Genomic DNA, 25439 nt, shown 5'->3' on the forward strand with positions numbered 1-25439 from the left:
ATTTCTTACGTGTCGTCATCACTAGGTTATTGCGGGGATAAACATTATAATGATTTAAGTGAAGCGCTTTACACTAAAAATATTGGAGGACGATTATGCAAGGGTTAATGAATTGGTTGGAGCGGCATATTATTCCAATCGCATCAAAAATAGGAAATGAGAAACATTTAGTTGCCTTAAGAGATGGCTTTATTGGGACCATGCCGGCCACGATGGCAGGTTCGATTGCTGTGTTATTGAATGCGTTTTTAAGAGATTTCCCGACTAACTGGGGATGGACTGGTTTTGTTGAAACGATGCAACCGGTCATTAGTGTGAATGGTTACATTTGGGCAGGTAGTCTGGCAATTGTGGCCGTGATTTTTTCCATTAGTTTAGGATATAATTTGGCAAAAGCTTACAATGTTGATCCACTTTCTGGAGCGGTTGTATCGATTGCTGCCTTTATTATGGGCTTAACTCAAAGCGCCACCACAAATCTAACGCTGTCAGAAAAACTACCCGGTAATGTGATTCAGTTAATTGAAGAGGCGGGAGGTAGTGTTACTGACGGTAATACGATTGTGGCAAAAGCATGGGGCTTCTTTAATTTTGATGCCCATATGGGAGGATCAGGCCTATTTACAGCGATTATTTTTGGCTTTGTTTCGGTTATTATATTCTCTAAGTTAATGCAAGCTAATTTAATCATTAAAATGCCTGATTCAGTGCCACCAGCTGTTTCAAAAGCCTTTGCGGCTATTATTCCAGCGTGTGTGGCCTTGTATACTTGTGGCATCATCAACTTTGCTTTTTCAAAGGTGACAGGCTTACCGATGATTGATTGGATTACGACGACAATTCAACAGCCTTTACTTCATTTGTCACAGGGATTTGGTTCTGTTTTATTGATTGTCTTTTTGATTCACTTACTGTGGTTCTTTGGTATCCATGGTGATAATGTAATGGCGCCAGTTTTGTCCACCATTTGGGGGAATGCCATGAACCAAAACATGAACGCTTTCCAAAAAGGGTTGGACATTCCTTATAAATGGGTATCTGGTACCTTTCAAGCCTTTGTGTGGCCAGGTGGCTCTGGGGCTACACTGATGTTAGTCTGTGCGATTTTAGTTTTTTCTAAACGGGCTGATTCCTTAACGGTTGCCAAGTTGAGCTTAGCGCCAGGCTTGTTTAATATCAATGAGCCTGTGATGTTTGGCATGCCAATCGTGCTAAACCCACTGTACATGATACCAGTTATTTTAGTTCCTTGTGTCACGGCAGGAATTACCTATTTTGCGACTATGACGGATTTAGTAAGACCAGTTGTCGTCAGTGTTATCTGGGTAATGCCACCTATTATTAATGGCTTTTTGGCAACAGGTGGCGATTGGCATTCTATTATTTTATCAGTGGTTAACTTATTGGTTGGTTTCCTGATTTGGACACCTTTTGTTTTTGCCGCTAATAAGGTTGAATTAGAGGGCTAGTTAGTCATTATTTCTATTTTAATCAAAGAAATTAACATTTATCACTCTTTTATTGATTTTTGTCATTGACAAGTTGTTAATTATTGCATACAATTACATCTAATAAACAATAAAAGTCTTGATAAGAACTAGTAAGATAATTCTGTTAAACAGAAAGTAGCCGGTAGCTGAGAGGCGCGCATACAGACCTATCTGAATTCCTCTTTGAACTTCGCACCGAATTAAGTAGGCTGCGACGGGTACAGCGCTGCCGTTATCATGCCAAGGTATCAACAGGTACCTATTAAGGTAGTTAATGAAAGTTAACTATAAACTAAGGTGGTAACACGGATTATATGGTCCCGTCCTTTTCAGCAATGGAAAGGGCGGGGCTTTTTTTATTGTTAACTACGGCAGACAAACTAAATTCGAATGTTGCGGTCAAGCTATTGTTTACAGATGAAAAAATGAAGGGAAGTTAGACACATGAGTTTTAAACAATTAAGTAAACCAATCGATTTTGAAGGGATCAATTCACTCTCCAAGTTAACTCCGGAGCAAGTTGCTAAAAAAGCAGCTCGCGACGAAGAGTTAAAACAAATTATTGAAGGCAAAGATGACCGTATTTTATTAGTCATTGGACCGTGTTCTGCTCATGAAGAAGAAGCGGTGATGGAGTATGTTCACCGTTTGGCTAAACTACAAGAAAAAGTGGCAGATAAAGTTTTTATGGTTCCTCGTGTTTACACCAATAAACCACGGACAAATGGGGATGGCTACAAAGGGTTATTGCATCAGCAAAACCCTGAAGGCGAAAGTAATTTAATCAAAGGCATAGCAGCTGTTCGTAGCTTACACAATCGGGTAATTAGCGAAACTGGCTTAACTACTGCTGATGAAATGTTGTATCCGGAAAATCTTGAGTTTGTTAATGACTTAGTTAGCTACATCGCAGTAGGGGCTCGTTCAGTTGAAGATCAGCAGCATCGTTTTGTAGCAAGTGGGATCGACCAGCCTACTGGGATGAAAAATCCCACTAGTGGTAACTTGAAAGTGTTGTTCAATTCTCTGTATGCAGCTCAGCAGAAACAGGAATTTATCTTTAATGGAGCTGAAGTTGAATCCAGCTCAAACCCATTAGCTCATGTGGTGTTACGTGGCGGATTAAATGAATGCGGTGAAATTATTCCTAACTATCATTATGAAGATCTGTTAAAAGTGGTGAATTTTTACAAGGAAGGCAACTTCCAAAATCCATTTATTATGGTGGATACGAATCATGATAATTCTGGTAAACAGCATCAGGAGCAAGTTAGAATTGTTAAAGAAACCTTAGAAAACCGTCATTGGAATGCCGACATGAAGACATGGGTTCGTGGCTTTATGATTGAAAGCTTTCTTGAAGGTGGCCGTCAGGAAGCGGATGGTCAAGTATTTGGTCAATCGATTACTGACCCTTGCCTAAGCTGGGACGACACTGAAGCACTGGTGATGTATATTGCTGAAAATGCCTAAGGAATAGATAGAGTAAGCCCGTCATTGTTCAACAATTGACGGGCTATTTTTTATTGCGCTAAACGACCCTCTAAGTTAACTTGGCGGACTAATTTTCTGTGGGTTTGTTGGACAATCGTCGTTAATAATTTCTCCCAGGAGGGGATGGAATGAATATCTGAGAAAAAAAAGACGGGAGTTTGTTCGCCATAAGAGATAAAACGGTCGGTGATTAATAGGTCGACTTTACTGTAGTCATCAACGAAATTAATGTGACTGTTGGAGAAATAATTAAGAATTTGTTTCTGAATGGAATATTCGCCAATCAAGTAGCCAAAGGTATCAATCATAATGTTATAGGTGGGCTGTTGATAAGAATAAACTAGGCTGTAGAGGATTTTTGTCACTAACTGCTCATAATCCTGCTTTGTTTCCTCTTTCCAACTGGGATAAACTTGACTCGAAGCAGAGACGAGTTCGTTAATTTTTTGTTCTAAAGAGGCCGGTTGATGGGGACCAAATCCCAGTAATTCCATATGAATGGATTGTTTAATATGTGTTTTAAAGTCAATTCCAAAGATATCCATATAAGCACCATAGAGGCTGATCAAATAAATTAATTCAAAGTATTGCTCATCATAACGAGCCAAAACATCAGCAAAAACTTGTTTGATAATGTCATTCGTCAACTGAACGGCATGATCGACAATGACATTTCCTTTTAAACGATACAGTGTTTCCCCAATCTTTACTCGTTGTTCGTAAGTATCAATATTGGGGATTAAAGAGCGGATAAAAAGATTGTAAAACTGGATAGCATCATCTTTGGTTGTTTCAAGAACGCCGCTTTGTCCGAAGATGTTGTTCTCGTTAAGTACGACCTGATAGATGTCTTTAATGTCTTTCCGCTTGATGATAATTGTCTCGAGATAATTTTTTCGTTGCTCATAGGTGTCAATGAACGAATGAAAGACATCTAAGTGTACCAGTGGAATCCGGTCAATTTGATCCAGATGAAAACGATCATTGAGGATAGCCAGTTGTTTTTGAGGGTTATGCTTTGGTTTATGTTCCAGATTGCGTACCATGTCACGTATTTGACAGATAAAAAAAATTCGGTGAGTTTCTGGTCCAGTAATGGAGATAAGAAAATTTTCGCTGATAATCTTAAGTTTAAAGGGAGTCAAATAATCATTGATCTTTTTTATTTTTGAGTAACAGTAACTTTGAGAAATATTGATTTGAGCGCAAAGGCTTAAGATGTTTAACTGGTTTTCAAAAATAATTCCTCTGAAGATTTGGTATTCAATAGAATTAACCAAGTAGCTGTAATAGAGTTTGTTGGTGGTCATTGCTTGAGAAACACCTTCTTTAGTTTTTAAAAAGAAAAATTGATTTTTTTCTTCAATCGAAACTTGATGATCGAAAAGTTGTTTAAGATCATCTTTCAGCGTCGAAATCATGCGACTCGTCGTTGTGGGTGGGGTTTCTAACAAAGTTTCTAACTCTTTTGCTATTACTTTATCATTAGCAAAAAAGATCGAGAGTAGTTTTAATTTAGTGATTTCGTTTTTCTTTAAAAAACTTAGCAACATCGCTAATTCCTTCTTTCTCAATAAAAGTGTTATTTAACGATCCCCGTAATTATGGAAAACAAGTATTCGTTTCTGTTTTAGTGGATCGGTATCAGTGGACTTTGGAGTTATTGTATCAGGTAATTATCCTGTTCGTTATTCCTTTTTGGTTAAATAACCCCAATAGTGATATTGTTCATTCGGGGTGGGGTTTCCGAATAAAAGGGAATACCAATGTTCAATTACGTCAGAAAAACCTAACGAATTTAATACTGATTTAGAATGAAATTCTTTTCAGAAAAGGAAAATAAGTTTGCTTCAGACGTTAATCAGGGCATTATTCGATGATGCTTAATGAACGTTATTTTTTGAATTTTAAGACATAAATAAGATGAGTTATGAAGGGAATGGGAATACAGTAAATTTTTAGTATGAGCCTTTTTTTTCCTGTTTTAAATTGAATAGTAGGTAAAAAAAAAACCTTGAAAGAAATAAGTTGTCAGTAGTCTGATTTCTTTCAAGGGGTTATTAAGTTAAGTTAAAGAGTGTATCGCTGCGACTTAGTTCGCTAACGGTTTTTCGATGTGTGTGTCGGATAATAGTCGTCAAGAGGTTTTCCCAAGAGGCTGTGCAGTGGATATCGTAAAGGAAAAAGACGGGCGTTTGATTCCCATAAGAGACAGAACGATCAGTAATCAATAAATCAACTTGACTATAGTCTTCAACAAAATTAATGTGATTGGTTGAAAAGTAAGACATAATTTGTTTTTGAATGGAGTATTCTCCTAGTAAGAAACAAAAAGTGTCGATCATGATATTGTAAGTTGGCTGTTGATAAGAATAAACCATACTATAAAGAACTTTTGAAATGATGGTGATGTAATCATGTTGAGTCTCTTTTTTCCAGTTAGGATAGACTTGACTGGATTGTGTCACAAGTTCTGTAATCTGAATCTCTAAGGGTGTAGCTTGATGTTGAACAAAATCAAGAATATGATCTTTAATGGGTTGCTTGACTCGTGATTTGAAGTCAATGCCTAAGATGTCAATATAAGAGGTATAAAGTGAGACTAAATAGATCATTTCATAATAACGTTCATCATGATGGGAAATCACATTGGAAAAAACCGTATCGACAATTTTATTGACGGTGGTTATAGCATTATCAACGATAGGATTATCTTTAAGACCAATAAAGTGTTGGCCTATGGCAACTCGCTGCTCACACGAATCAATATTGGGAATTATTGAGCGCATAAATAAATTGTAAAATAAAACAGCGTCATCATTTGTCGTGGCAGAATCATAATTACTGGCAAAAAAATCATTTTCAGTAATTACCAGATGATAGATAGCTCGAATATCTTCACGATTGATTTGGATAGTCTCCAGATATTTTTTTCGTTGTTCGTAGGTTTCTATAAATGAGCTGAAAGTGTCCAAGTGGGTAACCGGGATGCTGTTCACTTGTTCATAGGTGATGTTGTCTTTAGTTAAGGCAATTTTTTTTTCGTGATTATCCCAAGGTTGATTCTCCATATTGTGAATCATGTCATGAATTAGGAAGATGAAAAAGATAATATGTGTTTCTGGACCTTTTATAGAAATATTAAAGGCGTCGCTGACAATTCTTAGTTGAAAAGTTTTTAAATAAGAGTTGATTTTTTTTATTTTTGAATAACAATAACTTTGAGATATATTGACTTCGGCACACAGTTTTAAAATATGAATATTGTTCTCAAAGATGATGTGTTTAAATAGTTGATAATCTAGAGAGTCTTCCAGATAGTAATAATAGAGCTTGTTAGCCGCTTCGGTTCGTGAAATATCAGATGTTTTAGCTAAAGAAAAAAATTGATTTTTCTCTTTAATTTGAATGTGATCATCAAAGACAGCAACCAAATCTTCTTTTAATGTCGCAACCGTTCGGCTGGTTGTGGTAGAAGGAGCCTGAAGTAATTCTTCTAATTCTCTGCTGACCATCTTATCATTAACGAACAAAATGGAAAGTAGTTTTAGTTTGGTGATTTCATTTTTCTTTAAAAAGCTTAATAGCATGGGATATCCCCTTTCATCTTATATAAGGGTGAGTAAGTAAGTGAAAATCACTCTTTGTGGAAAGCTTATATTTTTTTTGGGTGTTTGGCAAGTAAAATGAGTTGAGGATGAAAAGAAGTTGAGGTAGCAGTAAGTCATTCTTCTTTTTTGGGGGAAATGCGCCATTTTGAATGTTGTTCATTTGGGAGAGAGATTCCGAAATAAAGTAAGCATGTGCGTTCAGATAACCTATACTTGTTTATGGGAAGAGCGCTAGAAGAATCTAGTTATAAGCCTTTCTACAACAAGTTAAATAGAGGGAGTGAGGAGATGGCAAGTTACGGTTACATTAAAAAAACCAGCGAAATGGCGAAAATTATTGAACAGGTTAACACCATTTCTCAATATGAAGTAGCCAATATCTTTATTGATGATGAGACTAGTTCAGTTGAGTTTCAAGTTCTATATGAGAGTTTGACGAAAGGTGATTCACTCGTTATTACAAGCTTGTCTGTCTTTGAGCAAACACTACGGCAACTTGAAGAATTTTTTCTCAAATTACAAGAGCTAAACATTCGGTTAATTATTGTTAATGAAGGGATTGATACGAATGAGAGTTGCTTTAGTCATTATTGCCGTATTATGTTAAGTCTGGTTCAGATGGAGAAAGAAGTCGCTAAGCAGCTAACGTTTAAACGGATGGCTAAGGCCAGAGAAAATGGCATTGTGGGGGGGCGGCCTAGTTTGGATCAAAAAGTGATTGACGAAATTATCTATTTGCGGAAGCAACATAAAAAGTCGATTCGCCAAATTGCTAATGAGTGTGATGTGTCTGTGGGGTCGGTTTATAAATATGTGACACAGAATGAAGAACTAAATGCTGTCATAGCAAAAAAGTAAGCCGTTGTGTTCGGTAAGTCGGGGCTTATTTAATAGGGAACAAATCGTTAGATTACGATGGCGCTACCATCGATTCTATAATGCAATAAAATTAGAGAATGGAGTGTGTGACCATTTAAAGGAGGGAAATAATGAGAATAAAAAAGAAGTTTGTCATGATTCAGCTAATCTTAGGTTGTTGGCTTCTTTTGGCTCCTGCAACTCTGGCAAGTGAGATGACCGTTGATGTGGGAGTTGAATTTGGAGATATACTAGTTGACAACCCACCCGCAAACGAACCAATTAAGACGGTCGTTGAAACACCGAAAAAAGTGATGACTTTACCACAAACAGGAGAGTCAATAAATCGTAGTATTCTTGGCCTGGGTGGGCTGATGTTAGCAGGTGTTACCTATGTGGTTGGGGTTCGCATGAAGGGGGGAAAAGAATGAAGTCTTCTACACTCTTTATTACAAGCGTAGCGACACTAATCTTAGCCTATGTGCCGCAAAGTGTCTTAGCGCAAGATGTCACAGGTGATGCATCTACTCGCTTTAAAGCAAACGAAGCAATACAAACACCAAAAGATCCTGAGGACGATGAAGAAATCGTTCCAATTTATCCACCAACAGCAGGCCCACTAAGTATTAACTATGCGTCAAGTGTTAACTTTGGTAAACAAGAAGTCAGCGGTTCAGAGCGAACGTTCTACGCTGCCTCAGATACAGTAATCAAAACCCAGACTGGTGAAACTCGTCAAACTCCTAATTTTGTTCAAGTGACTGATTTAAGAGGGACAGGAGCAGGCTGGACCTTAAGCGTTCGCCAAAATGGACCACTGACGAACGACAATAATGTGACTATTTCTGGAGCAAGGTTATCTATATCAGCTATCAGTGTCAAGCCCCAACATGGGGAAGCTGAAATGGTGACCGAAATGAACGAACAAACACTAGATGAAAATGGTAGCAAGCAGGCTATCTTGACATCGCCAGAAGGAAGCGGTATGGGGACTTGGAACGTCTATTTGGGCTCTGAAAATGATGCCACGAAGGCCATCAAGCTTGTTGTTCCAAAGAATCAACCAAAAGAGAAGGGAAACTATACAACTAGCTTGACCTGGTTGTTAGAAGATGTCCTCTAAAGAAAAGGGAGAAATAAAAATGAAAAAATTCAACACAGTTACAATTTTAAGTGCTTTGGCACTAAGTGCAGTAGTAGCGCCAATCACAGGTTCTGCAAATAATACAATCGGTAGCGATGCTAAAACAGAATTTAAAGCCAATGATACAACTGAAGTTAACCCGACAGATCCAGAAAAAGAAATTCCAACGCCTGTTAAACCTGGTGAACCTGGTGTCGACAAACCAATCGTTTACCCTGGTGGCGCATTACGCTTGAACCACATTCCAACCATTTCATTTGGTGTCAATAATTTAGCAAGTGGTCAAGCTGATTATTACGCTCAATTTGAAGAAGTGGAAGAAGTAGATGGCGGATTAATTTCTGATCGTGCAAGCTTCGTTGAAGTTGCTGATGAGCGAGGAACCTTTGCTGGCTGGACGTTGAATGTTGCTAGCGATGGTGTCTTCAAATCAGCAAAAGGTGATATTAATGGCACGATTACGTTAAACAGTGCTGTTCTACGTGGCTCTTTTGGGATGGACCCTCAATCAGATAAAGCACCTTCAATGACTAGCAGCGTAGTCGTAGGGAAAGATGCACCGACAGCTGAAGTGATGAATGCGGCAGAAGGGAAAGGGTATAACACTTGGCAAGTAGTTTACGGAAATTCAGCGACAACAGGCACTATTACAGGTGACGATGGTACGGTAAGAAATTCAGCGGTTAAGTTGACAGTCCCAGCTAATCAACAAGTGTATGCTGGTGAAGCATACACAGCAAAATTAGTTTGGACATTGCAATCAGCTAAATAAACTCGTCATTAGACACAGTGATGATTGCATTATAGGAGGAAATAGGATGAAGAAAATTATAGGTGGATTAGTAATCTGTGGTGCAGTCTTGGTTGTGAGTACCACTACTGTTTTAGCAGAAGAATTTAAGGCTACTACAGAAGGGTCAGTATCATTTACAACGGATAAGGATAAAACAGGAGTTATCACAAAACCGGAAGAACCAGGGGTTGTGATTGTACCGGAAGTAGATGAAGGAAATAAAACCGTTGGGGATTTACGTCTGCAGTTTGTTCCGAGTTTCAAATTTGGTATCAATGAATTGAAAGTTGGGGAGCAATTACTTAACCCAACCCTTATTAAGTATGAGCAAACTGTACCAGCAGAAACTGGTGACAAGTATATTCCTCATTTTATTCAAGTGACGGATGTTCGTGGAAAAAAACAAGGTTGGAACTTAAAAGTAAGTAGCACCACCTTTAAAACAAGTGCTGGCGACGAGTTACCGTATGCGAAAATCACTTTTAAACAAGCTAAATTATCAAATGATGTCTACAATGCAACAGAATTAGCTGATAAAGTTAAGACTTTTGCTGACGGTGGCAACACATTAGATATTCCAACAGAAGCATCACAAGCGGCTTTGGTAATGAGCACAAAAACAGCAGATGCAACCACAGATGGAACTGGAACAACAATTGTTTTAGACGATTCTTATGATAAAGATAAAGTGTATGCAGCTACAGAAAAAAATGCGCAAGTTGTCTTAACGAAAACAAATAAAGATATCCCAGTAATAGCAGAAACTGGACAACCAGAAAAAGTTTACAAAGCAACGATTACATGGACGTTAACAGACGCTTTTTAGGAGGAATGAAATGATGAAAAAAACAATTGCAATCACAAGCATAGTGACATTAGCAGCAGTTGCCGTACTAAGTCCAACAGCAAGTGCCGCACCAGTTGGAACACCCTTAACGACGGACGGAACAATCAAATTCGTTGACGGTCCCGTAGATGAGTCAGGTAAAATTGTTAAACCAAATGAAAATGATATCAATGGTGATAAAGAAGAAATTATCGATTTAGAAGATAAAGGTGCCTTTGGTACTGGGCCACTACGTATTCAATTTGTACCTAACTTCGTTTTTGGAACAAAAGCAGGTTTTACCTCAGATGCTCAAGAACAAAATGCGAAATTAATTGATTACAAAAAGGCTGATGGGACTGCAAGTGGCAAGAAAATTCCAGCATTTGTTCAAGTGACTAATAATACAGGAGATGCCAATTTGACTTGGAAACTTAGCGCAAAGTCATCTAAGTTCGAACAAGTGGATGCAAGTGGCAATAAGATTGCTGGGGGTCAAGTATTAGATGGTGCTTATATCTCTTTAGATGGTAGCACCTTAACCATGACTAAAGGTACGTCTGCCTCAGCAGCAACAGCAGCGTCGAAACAAGCTACTTCAAAAATTCCAACAGATGGCACATCATTAGTTGTCTTAAGTTCTAAAGCAGACACGAATGGTAAACAAATTTCAAACGTCTTCCATGACAATTACACAGAAGCTGGAACATACGCAACAGATGATTCTGCAGGTGTTAAATTTGTTAAACCTGCGGGACAAGCGGCATTGAAAGATGCAAACTATAAAGCAACGATTACTTGGACATTAGAGAACGGTTATTAAAAATCAGACAAAAAAGGGGAAATTAACAATGAAAAAATTAACAGGATTATGTAGTGTATGTGCTTTAGCATTATTAGTGGCACCAACGGCTTTAGCGGAAAATGTAGCAGACAATACGGAGATCAAAACCAATGGATCTATTAACTTTACCAAAGAAACAGACCCTGAGAAACAAGGTGTCATCAACCAACCAGATGAAACAGGTGGCGAAAACACAAAAGAAATCGAATTACCTGGACAAGGAAATAGTGGTAAAGGGTTATTACGTATTCAATTCGTTCCTAACTTTGAATTTGGTACACAAACGGGAATTACGGCGGCAAAAGTGGAAGCCAATGTTAACTTGTTAGACTACAATTTTAAAGGTGAAACATCGAAAAGCAAAATTGCACCATTTGTTCAAGTATCAGATGAGCGTGGGCTATCTGGTGCTGAGTCTGCTTGGCAACTACAAGTAAAAGCTTCTCCATTTAAAGGCACTAAAGATGGCGTTGAACACACACTATCAGGTGTTAAATTTGTTTTAGCAGAAAGCACCTTAACAATGGATTACAAAACTAGTGCTCAAGCAAGTAACTTTATTGCAGGACAAGCAACAGATGCCGTTATCGGAACAGACGCAGCGTCACCAAGTGTGAAAGTTTTAGAAACAAAAGCTGGTCAAAGTACTAGTGGTTTCCAAGCTTCAAACGTCTTTTATAATAACTATCAAAAGGATGTAGCACCATCTGGAACCAAAACAACTGGTGTTAAATTTGTTAAAGATGCTGGATCAGCACCAGTAGAGGGTGTTAACTATGTCTCTACACTTAGCTGGACATTAACTGACGCTAAATAAAAAATCACACAATGAACGGAGAAAATAGGATGAAAAAAACAAAATTAATCACAACATTAGCATTAGGTGGTTTCTTACTTTCAGTAGGTGCCTTGAATGCCGCAGCTGCAGATAACGAAGCATCAACTAACGGGACAGTTGAATTTAAAACACAAGATGAAACAAGTACAGGGGTGGTAACAAAGCCTGACACTGAAGGTGAAATAATTGAACCTGAAACAGGTGGCAAGACAAAAGGGCCTCTACGTTTAACTCACGTGCCAGCTTTTGACTTTGGTCAAGTAGACATCTCGTCTGATACAGTTTTTGCCAATGCCATCTTGGAAAAATATAACAATGTAGGTGAAACTGCCAAACATGATATCTCACACTTCATTCAAGTGGAAGACGTTCGTGGGACTAAATCTGGTTGGAAAGTTAGCGTGACGTCTTCTCAATTTTTACCGAGTGATACCACTAATAACAAACCGCTAGCTAATACACACATCGTATTGCAAGAAGGCCAATTATTTAACTCACGTATGGATGCGGCTGAATTGGCTACAACAGTTGAAGGCTTTACGAAAAAGACCGCTATTAAAAATGACGGCAGCGCCATTGATTTGTTAAATACAGTTGCAACTAAAAACACAGACAGCTCAAAAACATCATTGATCTTTAATGATGCCTATACAAGTGATGTGGCAAATGCTGGTAGCATTATTAAAGACGGTAAAGCAACTAACCCAGGGGTTCAATTGAAAGCTGTTGGGACGGATGAAAAAGCTAAAGATGAAACATATACTGCGACATTAACTTGGTCGATTGTCGACGCTAAGTAATAGGCGTACACAGAGTTAATTAGCCGAGGCTAATTAACTCGCATTAAAAGATTTTATGTCGCACATGCAGTAAGATTGTGGAAATAGATTGAAAGTATTAGGGTGACTTTTCCTTTTTCCAGAGGTTTACGACAAACATAAAGATCTGAATGTTTCATTCATTTGTTTTGTTGGCATTATAATAAATAAGGACGTGGAAAAATGAACAAAAAAACAATCAAACTAATTATGAGTATTCTCTTATTTCTAAGTATCGTAGGTGGTGTGTCGCAAACGGCCTTTGCAGATAGTACGCCCATCTCAGTCAAAGCAATCTTACCTGACAATCAACATGATAAAAATGTGTCTTATTACAACTTGATGATGAAAGCTGGAGCAACTCAAGAGATTGAACTACAATTGTTCAATTCATCCGATGAAGATGCTGTGGCAGAAGTTAGTTTAACTGCGGCCACAACTAATGATAATGGGTTAATCGATTATAATTTACCAGATAAAGAAATTGACAAAAGTTTGCTCTATCCGTTTAACAAGATCGCATCAACACCTAAAGAAGTCACGATTCCAGCTAAAAAAGATGTGATGACGAAAGTGACAATCGAGATGCCTGTTATGGAATTCGATGGCATGATCTTAGGTGGAATTAACGTCAAAGCTAAAAAAGTGGAAGCGGAAGAAAAAAGTGAATCTGGCGGTATGAAGATTGAAAACGAAATGAGCTACGCCATCGGAGTGGTCTTGCAAGAGAACGAAAATCCAGTTAAAACCGATATGTCTCTAGAGCGTGTTTTTGCCAGTGCGGTGATGGGGGCGAATACGACTAAAGCAACATTACAAAACCCAACCTCTGCCGTGATGGAAGATGTCTCGATTGAAGCGAAGGTTTATAAAAAAGGAAATGATACCGTTTTGTTTGAAACAAAAAAAGACGGTTACCGAATGGCTCCTAACTCAAGTTTTGACTTCGGCGTGGGCTTAGGAAATAAACCCTATGTCACAGGGGATTATGTTATGAAGGTTACGGCCACGAGTGATCCTAAAGATCCAAAAAATGGTGAGGAGCAGACCTGGAATTTAGAAAAAGAATTCAGTGTGACGGCGGCAGAAGCCAAAAAGCTTAACGATGCATCGGCAGTTGAACTAGAAAAAGATTACCTAATGTATATCATCATCGGAAGCGTCTCAGCGATTGTTCTAATTGGAGGGCTGACCACATTAGTGGTTCTTCGCAATAAGAAAAAACAAGCTGCCATTCAAGCCGCTAAAAAACGTAAGCGTAAATCAAGTAAAAAATAAGAACGACTCAGTTGCGGGTGCAATTAGCAGGCTGAGAGCCCATTTTGGATAAAAATGGGCTTTCAGTACATGATTGGCTACCATTGGAAGGAGTGAAATGAGTGAAGAAACAAACGAATATGCGCAAAATTGTTCTAGGGTTGTTAACAGTGACTATTTTGTTAGGTGGCTATATAGCCATGGATGAACCTATGACGAATCTCGTCGCACAAGAAGTAAGCAGTGAATCAACAGAAAAATTGTCTAGCTCAAGTCAAACTGAAACGACTGAAGAAAACACCGTGGAATCGGATATAGCAGAGGAAACAGCAATTACTGAGGGGCTGTCACCGTTAAAGGATCCAAGGTCTTTGCTTATGGCCAATAGCCGAGCGAGTGCGACGACCTTAGATGCACGAGAAGCAGAATTATTTGCCGACGGTTGGACAACGAGAGTAGGGTCTCAGAATACAGCACTTGAAATCCCGATCCCAGGTGATGACTTAGGTGGGAGGTTACGCTATTTCTTTGGTTCTACAGCTATGAGCGGCGCTAAATTACCATTAAGCACCATCAGCAATTGGGCAACTATTCGGATACCCAATGTACAATATATTTACAAAGGGACTAACGGCAATGATATCGTTGAAGACCATCTTTTTAGTATTCGCGCTAGCGATAGCTCTACAGATACGGAAGCAAAGGTAGCGCTTCAATTTGCGACACAGCAAGGGTTAATTGTGGCTAACGGTTCTGGAAGTTCTAGTGTTTTAACGTTAAAACCAGAGACAGCACGTATGTATGAGAAGACAGCTGGAGGTTTAACCTCGATCAAATTGATCTATGATGCGCGGTATTTTACAGCAAACTACAATCCGGAATTACTAGTTGAAACAACCATGACTCCCTTGCCAACAGGAAAAATCAAAATCAGCCAACAAGTCACAAATAAATCGGTAACCCCACAAGAGGGCTTTATGTTGGGTTATTCAGAGGATACTCAACTTGTTGGAGAGGATGATGTACCGATTTATTATGTAGGAGATAATCGAGGTGTGTATATTAAATCCGTAGGGAAAAGTAGTTCAGTAGACGCGAAATCTCTAAAATTAACGTATTTAATGTCACCGCTGGATATAGGAAATCAAGCACCTCAAAACTGGGTAGGCTATCAGTGGAACAGATTCCATACAGTCACCGGTACAATTAAAGGAGACAATTTCTTCAATTCTACATATACGACGTTTTCAAATGCTTATTCCACAGGTCAAGAAATAAAAAATGGTCTTAAAGATCAGCAAATTATGTCAAGTATAGATTCTGGCGTTCACATGAAGAACCAACCGATAACTTTCAAAACTGGTGAATCCACAGGGTTTAGCTGGACGTTGGGGATAGATGGAATGTCAGCAGGTCCTACGGTTAAGCTTGATAAAGAGCGTGAGGACCTTGAACCTAACTTTGGAACTTATAATGTTAAAGGGACTTGGAATGATAGCGAAGATAATCAAACAGAATTATTCTATCGTGTGAATGACGGCAGTTTTGTATCATTAGGGATAAAAAGCAACACCAATCTAGGATCATCTGTTGAGTTTCAAATTCCTTTGACTAGTAGTCAATTAAATACAGGTCAGAATACGGTAGAGGTGAAACTGAGAAACTCCGCTGGTAAAGAATCGACTGTTAAATCGATGACCATTAATGTCAAAACAAAAGTGGACATTAAGTATGTCAATAGCTCTAATGTAGCGATTACCCCACCAGCAGGATCACCAACAAGTTTAACCGGTCTAGTAGGTGAAGAGTTCACAATCGCCATCCCGACCATTGATAAGTACACATTCTCAATTAACAGTAGTAATGTGACTAAAAGTGGTAATAATTTGATTGGTAAGTATACAACTGCGACTCAAACAGTGACAGTCACTTATAAATTAACCCAAACACATGGTGTAGCAAATATTACCTATAAAGATTCAGAAGGCAATGTTATCACACCCCCTGCAGGTGTTAATGCACCAACAAGCGTTACCGGTTTAATCGGAGACACACTCAAGGTTGATACGCCTGATATGACACCAAAATATGAGATTTCTACAATTACTGGAACGTCGATTGTTTCAAGTGACAAGAAAAACTTTTCGGTGACATTTACAGAAGCGGCTATCAATATTGTGCTTACTTATAATATTAATGGTAAAGCCAACATCAACTATGTTGACGAAGGGCGTAATCCAATTACCCCACCAGCGGGTTCACCAACAGAACTTTGGGGGCAAGTGGACACCGCTAAACGGGAGGCAGTTCCAAACCTCTTACCGTTGTATGAAATCTCATCTGTTGAAGGTGCAACTCTTTCAGGTGATAAAAGTAGTTATCTATTGGTTGGTTTTACCAAAGCAGATCAAACAATAACTCTAGTTTACAAAGCTATTCCACAAACAGTTACCATGAGCGTGAAATACTTAATGACGGGCACGACGAATGGCGTGATTGATTTGGTTTCAAAGGATGCAGTGAAAGAAGTCAAGCGAACAGTGGTAATTGGTCAATCGATTGCTGGGTATTCTGATGGATATAAAAAGGACATTGATGGTTACAACTATAAATCTGTTACAGGGAATACGGGGAATGTCCCAGATAAAGATTTTGAGGTTGTTTACTATTATGAAGGTGTATTGAGTTTAGAAAATGTCCCAGATAAAGTTGATTTCCAAAATACTAATAGCTTGATTTCATTTGGTACGAAGGATATCTACCCTAGGACACCGATTCAAGTCGGTATTTTAGATACACGCGATATCAGTAACCAATCTTGGGAATTACAATTAAGTGTTGCAACGCCAATGCAGACGGCTTCTAGTCAGTTGCTAAAAGGCAACTTGAAAATTAATCAAGGCGGTAACGATTTGACATTATCCTCCACAAAACAAGTTGTGAGAAAACAAGGGACTAAAAGCCTTGGACGCGAAAACTTAACTTGGGGTGCCGCAAGTGATAAAGGGTTATACTTAGAGCAACAACCAGGTAATTTGAAAGACGTGACGTATGAAGGGAAACTTTCATGGCAGTTAACGGATGGTTTGTAAGAGTGATGCTTAAAACATAAAAATTAATGGGATGAACTAGAAAAAAAGCAGTCAGCAAGAGAGAGAATTTGCTAGCTGCTTTTTTTGTCACTAACTGCACATAATATCAAAGATAGCTACTCATTGGGAGAGTAGAGTTAGCCGCAGAGGTATTGTTACCTTTTTTGTTGCTTAAAATAAGTTCAGATCAAGGTGATTTTATCAAGCGATTATCTTGACGAACTAACGTAAATAAGTTAACAATAAAGCAATAGAACAACAAAAGGAGCGAGAGCTAATGGTGACATTTTTATCAAAAACAGAAGCGTCAAAGGTTCAATTGTTAAGGTATCTGGCCTTAAATAACTTAAGTGCTCCTGTCGATGATATTGCTGAACATTTTCATGTCTCAAATAGAACGATCTCACGACGCTTTAATGATCTGAAGAAAGACTGTCAGCAAGTATTTTTGGAAGAGGACTTACAATTCACAAAGAAAAACGGTAATTTTTCGATACAGTTAGAAGGAGACGTTCCGCTGAATTATGTGGTTGATTATTTACGTTTAACCTATATTCGCCAGTCAGTTGAGTTCGACATTCTTAACCGATTATTGACGCACAAGTATGAAAGTATCCAAGAATTAGCAGATGAACTGTTCTTAAGTCCTCCTAATTTATATCGGTATCTGTATACGTTAGAACCGCTGATTAAAAAATTTGATATGTCTTTTTTATTTATTGATAATCCATCTGATTTAAATTTGATTTACACAGAGCGACGGTTACGGTTATTTACTTATTATTTTTATTGGAATTTTTATAAAGGCTTGGAAATACCTGAAGCATTGAGGCAGCAAGAAGGTCAAAAACAGTTAATAAGACCGGTCATTGGTCACCATCTTTTGCCGACTAAACAAGCTCAAATTAGCTATATGGCGGGAATCAGTCGAACAAGAATTAAGCAAGGTCGGATTATCGATATGGAATCAGAGATCTTTCAAATTCTGACTATTTTCACCCAAACTAATGACGTGTCTCAGAGTTTTGCTTTTTTTAATGAACTGGGATGGAATGATTCAACTAAGGAGCGTCATTTTTTTAATTATTTAATGCGCTTAAAAATTGCGGAAGTCGATGATGATCAGCAAAAGCATGAGACGGTTACGAATTTATTGAAGCTGAACACGCCAATCATCAATGAGAGTCGAGCGCTAGTCGAAAAAAGCCTAGCTCATCTTGCTATTAGGCTTTCAGATAAAAATTTGATTCAATTTTATTATCACAGTGCGATTTTTTTTGTTTACGCTAATTATTTTAATATAGATTTGCCAGAAGAGTTTGGAGTTCTTCGCAAGGTCAATCTGTATGATCAAGAGGAGAGAAACACCGGGTTGATTAAACGAGTTTCTGATTTTTATCAGGAATTTAATGCTGACCACCGAATCCCAGAGGAATACGATGAAATGGTAAAAGGTGTTATTAGTTTTTCACTTCATGCTGAAGAGCAGAAAAAGCTGGTTATTGCCATCCAATTATCCAAAAATATTATGGCAGAACCTTTAGTGAAAGCCAAGTTAGGCAATATCTTTAATCCTAATGTCCTCAAATTCACTCAAAATGTATCGGAAGCAGATATCATTGTGTCGGATAGTTATGAAGGCTCTTTTCCCAACAAAGCTTATTTTTATATGACGAATTTAGAAGATAATTCACAGTATAAGCAGTTATTTCATTTTATTGAAAATGCCTTATTTGTAAAAGAATTTACCCCCGTCTAAAGAAAGTGGCCGAACTGCTAACCTCCGTAATCACTTATTGATTACAAAGGCAGCTTTGTGCCTAGGGTATGGACTATCTTCGCAAAGCCATACTGCGTTTAGCCAAATGACGATACAACGTTGGCGGGGTGATATCGCATTCTGTGACGATTTGACTGATTTCCTGATTCGTGTGTTCGTAAAGATAAAGTGCTCGTTCAATATTATGTGTTTTTGAAGGTCGACCTAGCTTAACCCCCTTTTGTTTTGCCACCTCAAGGCCGGCCATTACTCGCTCTCGAATAAGACAGGCCTCCATTTCTGCGAAGGCGCCCATGATGGTGAAAATTAACTTTCCCATGGGAGTTGAGGTGTCGATATGGTTGTCGATACTGACAAAGTTAATGTTATGAGTTTCAAAGAAATCTAAGAGCCTTAGTAAATGTTGAGTCCCCCTTGCTAGTCGATCTAATTTTAGAATTACTAGCGTATCGCCTGGGGCTAATTCTTTTAACAGTTGTTCTAAGACGGGGCGGTTCTTTTTACGGCCACTTTCATATTCCTTATAAATTGTATCAACGCCATATTCTTCAAAAGCCACCAGTTGTGTATCAAGTTTTTGATGTGTAGTACTAACCCGTGCATAACCAATTATCGCCATGTAAGAACCTCCTTTATTTGATACTTAATCATACATCAACTTTGTGAAGAAAAATTCTTGAGAGTTGTCATAAAATAGGACAAAAGTTTTAAATTGAACGTTTTTAAGAAAAGGGAATTCCTTTATTCTTTTTGTCTTCGCCGAAGAGGGAGATTTCCTTGTTTTAAATGATAGTACAAAGTTGGGACGGAAATAGCTGATAGTCTAGCGATTTCCGCAATAGGTAAGTCGGTTGTTAAATATAAATCAATGGCTTTCCCCACTTTGTTTTTTTCAGGAGGGCGTCCTAATTGTACGCCATTTTCTTTTGCTGCTTCAAGGCCAGCCATGACTCGTTCTCGAATGAGCTCGGCCTCCATTTCGGCAAAAGCACCCATAACGGTAAAAAAGAAGCGTCCCATGGCAGTGGAAGTGTCAATATTATTTTGGATACTCACAAATTGAATATCTTGATTATCAAACTGCTCTAATAGTAGCAAGAGTTGTTTAGTTGTTCGTGCTAAACGATCGAGTTTAAAGATAACGAAAGTATCACCAGGTTTCAAGGCGCTTAATGCTTTGTTCAATTCGGTGCGAGTGGTATTGCGACCACTTTCGTATTCCATAAATAGCTGATCCACACCATAACTCTCTAAGGCGGAAAGTTGAGAATCAAATTTTTGTTGATGGGTGCTAACACGCATATAACCTACTGTTGTCATAAGTTAGGGCTCCTTTTAGTTCATTTAATTTTCGTTTAATGTTTTTCGGTTGTTTGGTTAGTTATTGGTAGGAAAAAAATTATTCTGGTTTATCTTGTATAACTTGGGGTGTTTATAAAAGAAAGAGTAAAAAATAGTATGGAGGATCGGATTATGTCGAAAGCTGCTTTCCCTATGGAAAATAGCTTTTTCATCCTAACCTATGGAAATAAATTGAGAGTTCAATAAATAACTGTTATTTTTTTGTTGACATCCCTTTTGAATTATAATAAACTATAGTTTTTATTAATTCAGAATAACATACGTTTCTCCTGTCTTTTTATGTTTTAAAATGCCGATATATCGGTATTTTAAAAATGAAGCCAGGGGCTTTTTGGCGTTAAATTTGCTTTTATTAATATCTATAGTTTTTATTAATTCATGGAGGAGGCTTTTGTTCAGTATTTTTTATATAGAGGGGTTTAATGGACAGGTGACTTTTCCTGTTAAATAAAGTTTAGTTTTATAAACAGGTCAATCAGCATCGTAAAAGCGAGAAGCGACTAATAAATGGAGAAAGGAATGTAGCCGATGGTTTTATATGCCTATGTTAGAAAAGAGTACCCTGCCTCAACTCTGGAGCAGTTGAGGATGTTAAGTGATTATAAATGTGAAGAAGTATTTATAGAAGAAAATGATATTTCCAATGGTCATGAACTTGAGCGTTTAGTTGACTGTCTTCAAGAGGACGATCAGTTATTGGTGTATGACTTGCGAGCATTTGCAAAAGGGGCGAAGGACTTTAAACAACTATTGGAGCAGTTAACACGCCAAAATATTCGTTTGATCAGTTTACAAGATAAATTGGATACTGAAGTCTCACAACAATTTTACTCTGATGCCTTGTTAGTTCTAAATATGGAAGAGAAGTATCGGAAATACATGATACGAACTAGTTTGGAGCAAGCGAAGTTAGCAGGACGTGTAACGGGACGTCCTCGTGTTGAAGACGACGTGATCAGTAAAATCGTCTTTCTTTTTGAGAAAAAAGGGAAGTCCATGAGAGAAATCGCTGAAATATGTCAAGTTTCTTTAGGAACCGTTCATAAGTATATAAAAAAGAATATGGGAACAAAGGGCCCAGAGGTCTGTTAAGCACATTAAGTGCTAATTAAAGTGGTTTCGTTTAGTTGAATTAAGAAACAACTAATTGAAATAGATACTGTCACACAGACAGGGTATTTTGAGGCTGTTAATCAAAATATTGTGAACAGTGGTCAGACAAGGATGATGGCCACAGGATTTTTGAGGAAAGGAGGAAAAAGATGAAATTAAATAAAGATGGGGGAGTTAAATGCCTGATAATTGGTTTGGCCGTAGTGACCTTACTTGGGTTTTCCTTACAAGATGTCTCTGGCAGAACCAAACTGGTTGCAAAAGAAGCTATTAGCAGTGAGAGAATTATCGACACTTCTAGTAGTATCCTTGAAGAAACTAGTACTAGCACTGCTCTCAAATTAGACAATTCCAGTAAGTCTGAAAGAACGGAGGAATTGGTAACCGCAGATTCAACGACCTCAACGATGGAAGTGAGTCCGACACGGGTTAATTTACTTGATGTTGGAGTAGCTGAAGTGGGAACGTGGGAAGAATTTGCAGCTGCTTTGGGAGACGCGAGTATTACTACGATTTCGCTGAAAAATGATATTACGTTATCAGGCACTTTAAACAATGTCAATGGCATCTTTGATAAAGGGTCGGTGGATACAGATGGGAATTTAGTTTACTTTTTTGTTGAAAAAGCGGCCATTTCTAGAACTTTAGTCATTGATGGAGGTGGTTTTACCTTTGACTTTGGCAATTTAGCTATCGGTTTTTCCAACGGTAGTGTTAACGCAGCCAGTTATTGGAATATTACCCTACAAAATATGGACGTGAAAACAACTAACTTATATGCGCCTTTCTTTTATCCAAATGTTTACTTAGCTAATTCAAGTATTCCGAGTGAAAATAAGGGATTGACAGGTGCCAACGCGACGAATTCAAAATTGAAAGTAGCTGACAATGCCAGAACCATTTATTTGATTGATACTTTTGAAGAACTGGTGGGCGGTATTGGGATGATTAATATCACCGATATTCAGTTTGTTGATGATATTATTGCTGGCAGTTCGGTTAATCTAAGATTCCGCGTACCAACGTACAATAATGGGGTGGATTATGTCACCAATGCCCGAACCTACAATAATTCGTCAGGTGGTACCATTTGGATTTATATGAACGCTCAAGGGGTAGCACGTCATGTGGTAATTGAAGGGGATGGTTACACACTTGATGTTGGCGCAATCACTTTCTGTTTCTACGATGCGACGGTGCAAGCACCAACAAGTGGGGCTGTCAACTGGGATATTACTTGGCAAAACATGAATACTTACCATGGGAACTATTGGGGAATGGCTGAGTATTATGATATTGGTAATGCTGCTGAACCAAAACAAATGATGAGATACAATAACTTCACTAATAGAGGGGCTCAGTTAATAGAGTCACCTTTATCAAAAATGGAGTTTGCGGGGAATGTGGATGTTCGTCAGGAAGATTCCTATACGTCTAAACGCAAGGATGGCACCATGATTAGAACTTGGAATGTTAACAACAATAACAACCAAACGATTTCTGGCTCATCTGCGGTTTTTAAAAAAGGCGCTAAGGTTTATATTTCCTCTACAAGAGGGCCTGTTGTGCACCTTCAAAACGGCTTAGGTGCTAATAGCAACTTTGAAATTGAAGAAGGGGCGAATGTAGAACTTGTCCGATCAGGAATTGGAACCGCAGGACAAGGGGCAAACTCGGTGATTCAAATTGAAGAGGGGAGTTTACTTGTGGATGAGAGTGCTTATTTGAAGGCAACTTCTCTCGATACGACTAACCCCAATGTGCTGTACTTGCAAAATAACACCTCTAAACTAGTGGTTGATAAGGACGCTGTTGTTGATTTAGAAACGATTGGTCACACAGGCACCGACAACGGGACATTATCACGAAGAAATCCGATTTACATGGTTGGTGGTACGATTCAAGTCAACGGATCACTAAACTTAATAGGCACTCAGATGGGGAATTCTGGTACCCACTTGTTTTATGCCCAAAATAAAGTTGAGTTTATCGTGGGAAGACTAGGCTCATTGGACATTCAATCTGATAGTACCAATGGAGCACAAAGTTTGATGTATCTCAATAATGCGACGTCATCCTTTAAGTTTTCCGATGCAAAACGAGTTAACTTGCAGAAGACAACGGCAATGACGGGAACTGGTGGCTTAATTTACATGGCTAACGGTGGAATTCTGGATGTTTCTGTTCAGAACGTTTATCAATGGTTGGCTGGTAATATGGCTGGAGGCGAATCTTCGGCAGAAGCTGGTTTTACCTATGGCTATGAGCCGATGAGTAGTATGAAATTGACCTATAATGGCAGTGCCTTAAGAAGTAAAACCGGTAATTCCATGTTTACAGATACCAAAGATCGCTTTTTAGCGAACTTTACCACCCAAGGTCAACAACGAGTTTTATTTGAATATGTCCCAGCTCCGAGTGTTGAAATTCAAAGCATTTCTAATGATAACCCACAAGATCCAGGTGCTATTACGATTTTGGGTTATGCGCGACCTGGCACGTTTGTGCGACTTTGGGAAGATCCTAAAAATGGGACAACAGCGGCGTTAGTTAAAGGCACGGAAGACACGGTTAAAACACCGATTACATATCCGAGTTTTGATGTGACAGCACTTGATGGTGAAGGCAATAAGATGTACACCGATGATCCAACGAAAGACTTTACGGTTAAAGCTGATGGCGCTGGGGATTGGAGTTATACTATTGCTTCAAAAGATGTCAAGCACTTTACTGCCAATAATGTCATCAATGCCTTTGGGTTTAATAACTTGAAGTCGGAGCATGCAACCCAAATTGTTTTGGATAAAACGGCTCCAACGGGTACGCCTGTTAAGTATTATGCAGTAAAAGGCGATGCCATACCGCTTGCTGATGTTTTTGTTAAAGACGCTTCAGATACAAACCCGATTGCGGCTCAGGCAAAGGTTAACTATGCCTATAATTCAGCAATGGATATGACAAGCTTAATGGAGATTCCTTCGACAGACGAAGCTCCCCATAAAGTTCAAATCGATCTCTCTGACAGTGCACTGGATCCTGTAACCGGCAATGAGGCGGTGAATACCCGAACCATTGAAGCAGAGCTGGTAGTCCTTGACAAACCAGTGACTATCGATATGAATGCGTCTGAAGTGACGGTTGAGTATAAGGCTATTCGTGAGATGACAGATGCAGAATTAAAAGCTTGGATCATCAAAGAATCAGGCGCATCCGGTTATAAAATAGACCGTGGTGGTGTGGTTGATTTGAGCGATAAAATTATGGTTAGTGATTTAGGTGGTTTAAATAAGATCGATGCCATAGTGGCAGCCGATGGGAATATGCTTGTGTCCTTAACAATACCTGAATCAGCATCAGGCTTTGCCGATTATACAACTACGGTTAAAGTCAAGGTAATCAATTTATTGTCTACCTTAACGGTTCAGTTTGTTAATGAGAATGATGAACCGATGGCAGGTTATACACTGACCATTACTGAAAGAAATGGTGATAAGCTAGTGGTTAGCGATGAAGTTGATTTGACCGATTCCCAATACGGTGTGGCTGGGCAGTTAGCAGCTTTGGAGTTAGCTGGATTTGAAATAGTCAAACGTCCAGAGAAGGAAACCACTTTCTATTTGAATAATACAGAAGTTACAGCGACTTATAAAGTCACCGGCTTGGTTTATCTGTCCTCGGCACCAACCACGATTAATTTTGGGAACATCAGCTATGATGCCAAAGTGAAACGAGTTGACGATGGGACATACGAAGGTGATTTGGTCGTAAACGATACACGGGCAACTAAGTCGAAATGGTTGCTAGGTGCGAAGCTTCAATCGCAAATGACTAATACCGCTGACCAAGCGATAAAACTAGTGGATTCACTGCAATATATCAATGGTGATGACACAGTTATTCTAAATGATGGGATTCAAGGTATTTATCAGGAAAATGATAGTACGGAAAAAAGTCTGAAAGTCACGAACATTTCAGACACTTGGGGGAAAACCAAAGAATCAAACGGCATTAAACTAGTCGTTGATCCAACAAAAGCCAACGTATTAAAAGGAACATACACCGGTGTCATTGAATGGCAATTCATGGAGGCGACACCTTAAGGATGAACGGAGGTAACCG

General features: G+C 38.6%; 19 protein-coding genes and 1 other annotated feature. Of the genes, 15 read left to right on the forward strand and 4 right to left on the reverse strand.

All coding sequences use genetic code 11. From position 1 onward, the window contains the following. The first annotated feature begins 95 nt into the window (after nt 1-95). Nucleotides 96-1469, forward strand: coding sequence for a PTS sugar transporter subunit IIC (locus RWN13_RS09655; protein ID WP_314062727.1), 1374 nt, complete (start codon nt 96-98; stop codon nt 1467-1469). Nucleotides 1470-1578: 109 nt separating this feature from the next. Further along, nucleotides 1579-1821: a binding site (T-box leader), on the forward strand. 113 nt (nt 1822-1934) lie between these two features. Next, on the forward strand, nt 1935-2963 hold the full coding sequence (locus tag RWN13_RS09660; RefSeq protein ID WP_314062729.1) for a 3-deoxy-7-phosphoheptulonate synthase: 1029 nt from the start codon (nt 1935-1937) through the stop codon (nt 2961-2963). Between the two features lie 50 nt (nt 2964-3013). On the opposite strand, the gene RWN13_RS09665 is transcribed toward RWN13_RS09660, so the two are convergent. Together RWN13_RS09665 and RWN13_RS09670 are read right to left on the reverse strand one after the other, a co-directional pair. Further along, nucleotides 3014-4537, reverse strand: a complete 1524-nt coding sequence (locus RWN13_RS09665; RefSeq protein ID WP_314062730.1) for a helix-turn-helix domain-containing protein — start codon at nt 4535-4537, stop codon at nt 3014-3016. A gap of 507 nt (nt 4538-5044) precedes the next feature. Beyond that, on the reverse strand, nt 5045-6574 hold the full coding sequence (locus RWN13_RS09670; protein ID WP_314062733.1) for a helix-turn-helix domain-containing protein: 1530 nt from the start codon (nt 6572-6574) through the stop codon (nt 5045-5047). 309 nt (nt 6575-6883) lie between these two features. Here RWN13_RS09670 and RWN13_RS09675 point away from each other — a divergent pair, with 309 nt between their 5' ends. The 11 genes from RWN13_RS09675 to RWN13_RS09725 all read left to right on the forward strand — a co-directional run bounded on the left by RWN13_RS09675 (nt 6884) and on the right by RWN13_RS09725 (nt 18824). Next, on the forward strand, nt 6884-7453 hold the full coding sequence (locus RWN13_RS09675; protein WP_314062736.1) for a recombinase family protein: 570 nt from the start codon (nt 6884-6886) through the stop codon (nt 7451-7453). Between the two features lie 131 nt (nt 7454-7584). Continuing rightward, nucleotides 7585-7884 carry an LPXTG cell wall anchor domain-containing protein gene (locus RWN13_RS09680; protein WP_314062739.1) on the forward strand — a complete coding sequence of 100 codons (300 nt, stop codon included), beginning with the start codon at nt 7585-7587 and terminating at the stop codon, nt 7882-7884. Next, a complete protein-coding gene (locus tag RWN13_RS09685; protein ID WP_314062742.1) occupies nt 7881-8576 on the forward strand; it encodes a WxL domain-containing protein in 696 nt (231 codons plus the stop codon). Before RWN13_RS09680 ends, RWN13_RS09685 begins: the two co-directional genes overlap by 4 nt. A gap of 19 nt (nt 8577-8595) precedes the next feature. After that, nucleotides 8596-9369, forward strand: a complete 774-nt coding sequence (locus RWN13_RS09690; RefSeq protein ID WP_314062745.1) for a WxL domain-containing protein — start codon at nt 8596-8598, stop codon at nt 9367-9369. A 46-nt stretch (nt 9370-9415) separates the two neighbouring features. Beyond that, nucleotides 9416-10216 carry a WxL domain-containing protein gene (locus tag RWN13_RS09695; RefSeq protein WP_314062748.1) on the forward strand — a complete coding sequence of 267 codons (801 nt, stop codon included), beginning with the start codon at nt 9416-9418 and terminating at the stop codon, nt 10214-10216. Between the two features lie 10 nt (nt 10217-10226). Next, complete coding sequence (locus RWN13_RS09700; RefSeq protein WP_314062751.1) at nt 10227-11039, forward strand: WxL domain-containing protein; 813 nt, start codon at nt 10227-10229, stop codon at nt 11037-11039. A gap of 28 nt (nt 11040-11067) precedes the next feature. Continuing rightward, entirely contained in the window at nt 11068-11877 is an 810-nt protein-coding gene (locus tag RWN13_RS09705) for a WxL domain-containing protein (protein WP_314062753.1), read from the forward strand. Nucleotides 11878-11906: 29 nt separating this feature from the next. After that, complete coding sequence (locus tag RWN13_RS09710) at nt 11907-12698, forward strand: WxL domain-containing protein (RefSeq protein WP_314062756.1); 792 nt, start codon at nt 11907-11909, stop codon at nt 12696-12698. A gap of 201 nt (nt 12699-12899) precedes the next feature. Continuing rightward, on the forward strand, nt 12900-13994 hold the full coding sequence (locus tag RWN13_RS09715) for a DUF916 and DUF3324 domain-containing protein (RefSeq protein WP_314062759.1): 1095 nt from the start codon (nt 12900-12902) through the stop codon (nt 13992-13994). A gap of 101 nt (nt 13995-14095) precedes the next feature. Beyond that, complete coding sequence (locus tag RWN13_RS09720) at nt 14096-17065, forward strand: MucBP domain-containing protein (RefSeq protein ID WP_314062762.1); 2970 nt, start codon at nt 14096-14098, stop codon at nt 17063-17065. A 277-nt stretch (nt 17066-17342) separates the two neighbouring features. After that, nucleotides 17343-18824, forward strand: a complete 1482-nt coding sequence (locus RWN13_RS09725) for a helix-turn-helix domain-containing protein (RefSeq protein ID WP_314062765.1) — start codon at nt 17343-17345, stop codon at nt 18822-18824. A 73-nt stretch (nt 18825-18897) separates the two neighbouring features. Here RWN13_RS09725 and RWN13_RS09730 read toward each other — a convergent pair whose 3' ends face one another. Then, the gene (locus RWN13_RS09730; protein WP_314062769.1) at nt 18898-19464 is read right to left on the reverse strand and encodes a recombinase family protein; all 567 of its coding nucleotides are present in this window, start codon (nt 19462-19464) and stop codon (nt 18898-18900) included. Nucleotides 19465-19586: 122 nt separating this feature from the next. Then, nucleotides 19587-20165: a recombinase family protein gene (locus RWN13_RS09735; RefSeq protein ID WP_314062772.1), complete on the reverse strand. Its 579-nt coding sequence runs from the start codon at nt 20163-20165 to the stop codon at nt 19587-19589. Between the two features lie 570 nt (nt 20166-20735). Here RWN13_RS09735 and RWN13_RS09740 point away from each other — a divergent pair. Then, complete coding sequence (locus tag RWN13_RS09740; protein WP_314062774.1) at nt 20736-21299, forward strand: recombinase family protein; 564 nt, start codon at nt 20736-20738, stop codon at nt 21297-21299. 170 nt (nt 21300-21469) lie between these two features. Next, the gene (locus tag RWN13_RS09745; protein WP_314062781.1) at nt 21470-25420 is read left to right on the forward strand and encodes a pectate lyase-like adhesive domain-containing protein; all 3951 of its coding nucleotides are present in this window, start codon (nt 21470-21472) and stop codon (nt 25418-25420) included. The last annotated feature ends 19 nt before the right edge of the window (nt 25421-25439 follow it).

The sequence above is a fragment of the uncultured Vagococcus sp. genome (assembly GCF_963518325.1).
GTDB lineage: Bacteria > Bacillota > Bacilli > Lactobacillales > Vagococcaceae > Vagococcus_D.

Bases quoted from the DNA above. Each gene is read 5' to 3' on its own strand.
- RWN13_RS09655 (WP_314062727.1), top strand. From the start codon at position 96: ATGCAAGGGTTAATGAATTGGTTGGAGCGGCATATTATTCCAATCGCA.
- RWN13_RS09685 (WP_314062742.1), top strand. From the start codon at position 7,881: ATGAAGTCTTCTACACTCTTTATTACAAGCGTAGCGACACTAATCTTA.
- RWN13_RS09710 (WP_314062756.1), top strand. From the start codon at position 11,907: ATGAAAAAAACAAAATTAATCACAACATTAGCATTAGGTGGTTTCTTA.
- RWN13_RS09705 (WP_314062753.1), top strand. From the start codon at position 11,068: ATGAAAAAATTAACAGGATTATGTAGTGTATGTGCTTTAGCATTATTA.
- RWN13_RS09675 (WP_314062736.1), top strand. From the start codon at position 6,884: ATGGCAAGTTACGGTTACATTAAAAAAACCAGCGAAATGGCGAAAATT.
- RWN13_RS09730 (WP_314062769.1), bottom strand. From the start codon at position 19,464: ATGGCGATAATTGGTTATGCACGGGTTAGTACTACACATCAAAAACTT.
- RWN13_RS09695 (WP_314062748.1), top strand. From the start codon at position 9,416: ATGAAGAAAATTATAGGTGGATTAGTAATCTGTGGTGCAGTCTTGGTT.
- RWN13_RS09700 (WP_314062751.1), top strand. From the start codon at position 10,227: ATGATGAAAAAAACAATTGCAATCACAAGCATAGTGACATTAGCAGCA.
- RWN13_RS09745 (WP_314062781.1), top strand. From the start codon at position 21,470: ATGAAATTAAATAAAGATGGGGGAGTTAAATGCCTGATAATTGGTTTG.
- RWN13_RS09665 (WP_314062730.1), bottom strand. From the start codon at position 4,537: ATGTTGCTAAGTTTTTTAAAGAAAAACGAAATCACTAAATTAAAACTA.
- RWN13_RS09725 (WP_314062765.1), top strand. From the start codon at position 17,343: ATGGTGACATTTTTATCAAAAACAGAAGCGTCAAAGGTTCAATTGTTA.
- RWN13_RS09670 (WP_314062733.1), bottom strand. From the start codon at position 6,574: ATGCTATTAAGCTTTTTAAAGAAAAATGAAATCACCAAACTAAAACTA.
- RWN13_RS09735 (WP_314062772.1), bottom strand. From the start codon at position 20,165: ATGACAACAGTAGGTTATATGCGTGTTAGCACCCATCAACAAAAATTT.
- RWN13_RS09690 (WP_314062745.1), top strand. From the start codon at position 8,596: ATGAAAAAATTCAACACAGTTACAATTTTAAGTGCTTTGGCACTAAGT.
- RWN13_RS09740 (WP_314062774.1), top strand. From the start codon at position 20,736: ATGGTTTTATATGCCTATGTTAGAAAAGAGTACCCTGCCTCAACTCTG.
- RWN13_RS09715 (WP_314062759.1), top strand. From the start codon at position 12,900: ATGAACAAAAAAACAATCAAACTAATTATGAGTATTCTCTTATTTCTA.
- RWN13_RS09660 (WP_314062729.1), top strand. From the start codon at position 1,935: ATGAGTTTTAAACAATTAAGTAAACCAATCGATTTTGAAGGGATCAAT.
- RWN13_RS09680 (WP_314062739.1), top strand. From the start codon at position 7,585: ATGAGAATAAAAAAGAAGTTTGTCATGATTCAGCTAATCTTAGGTTGT.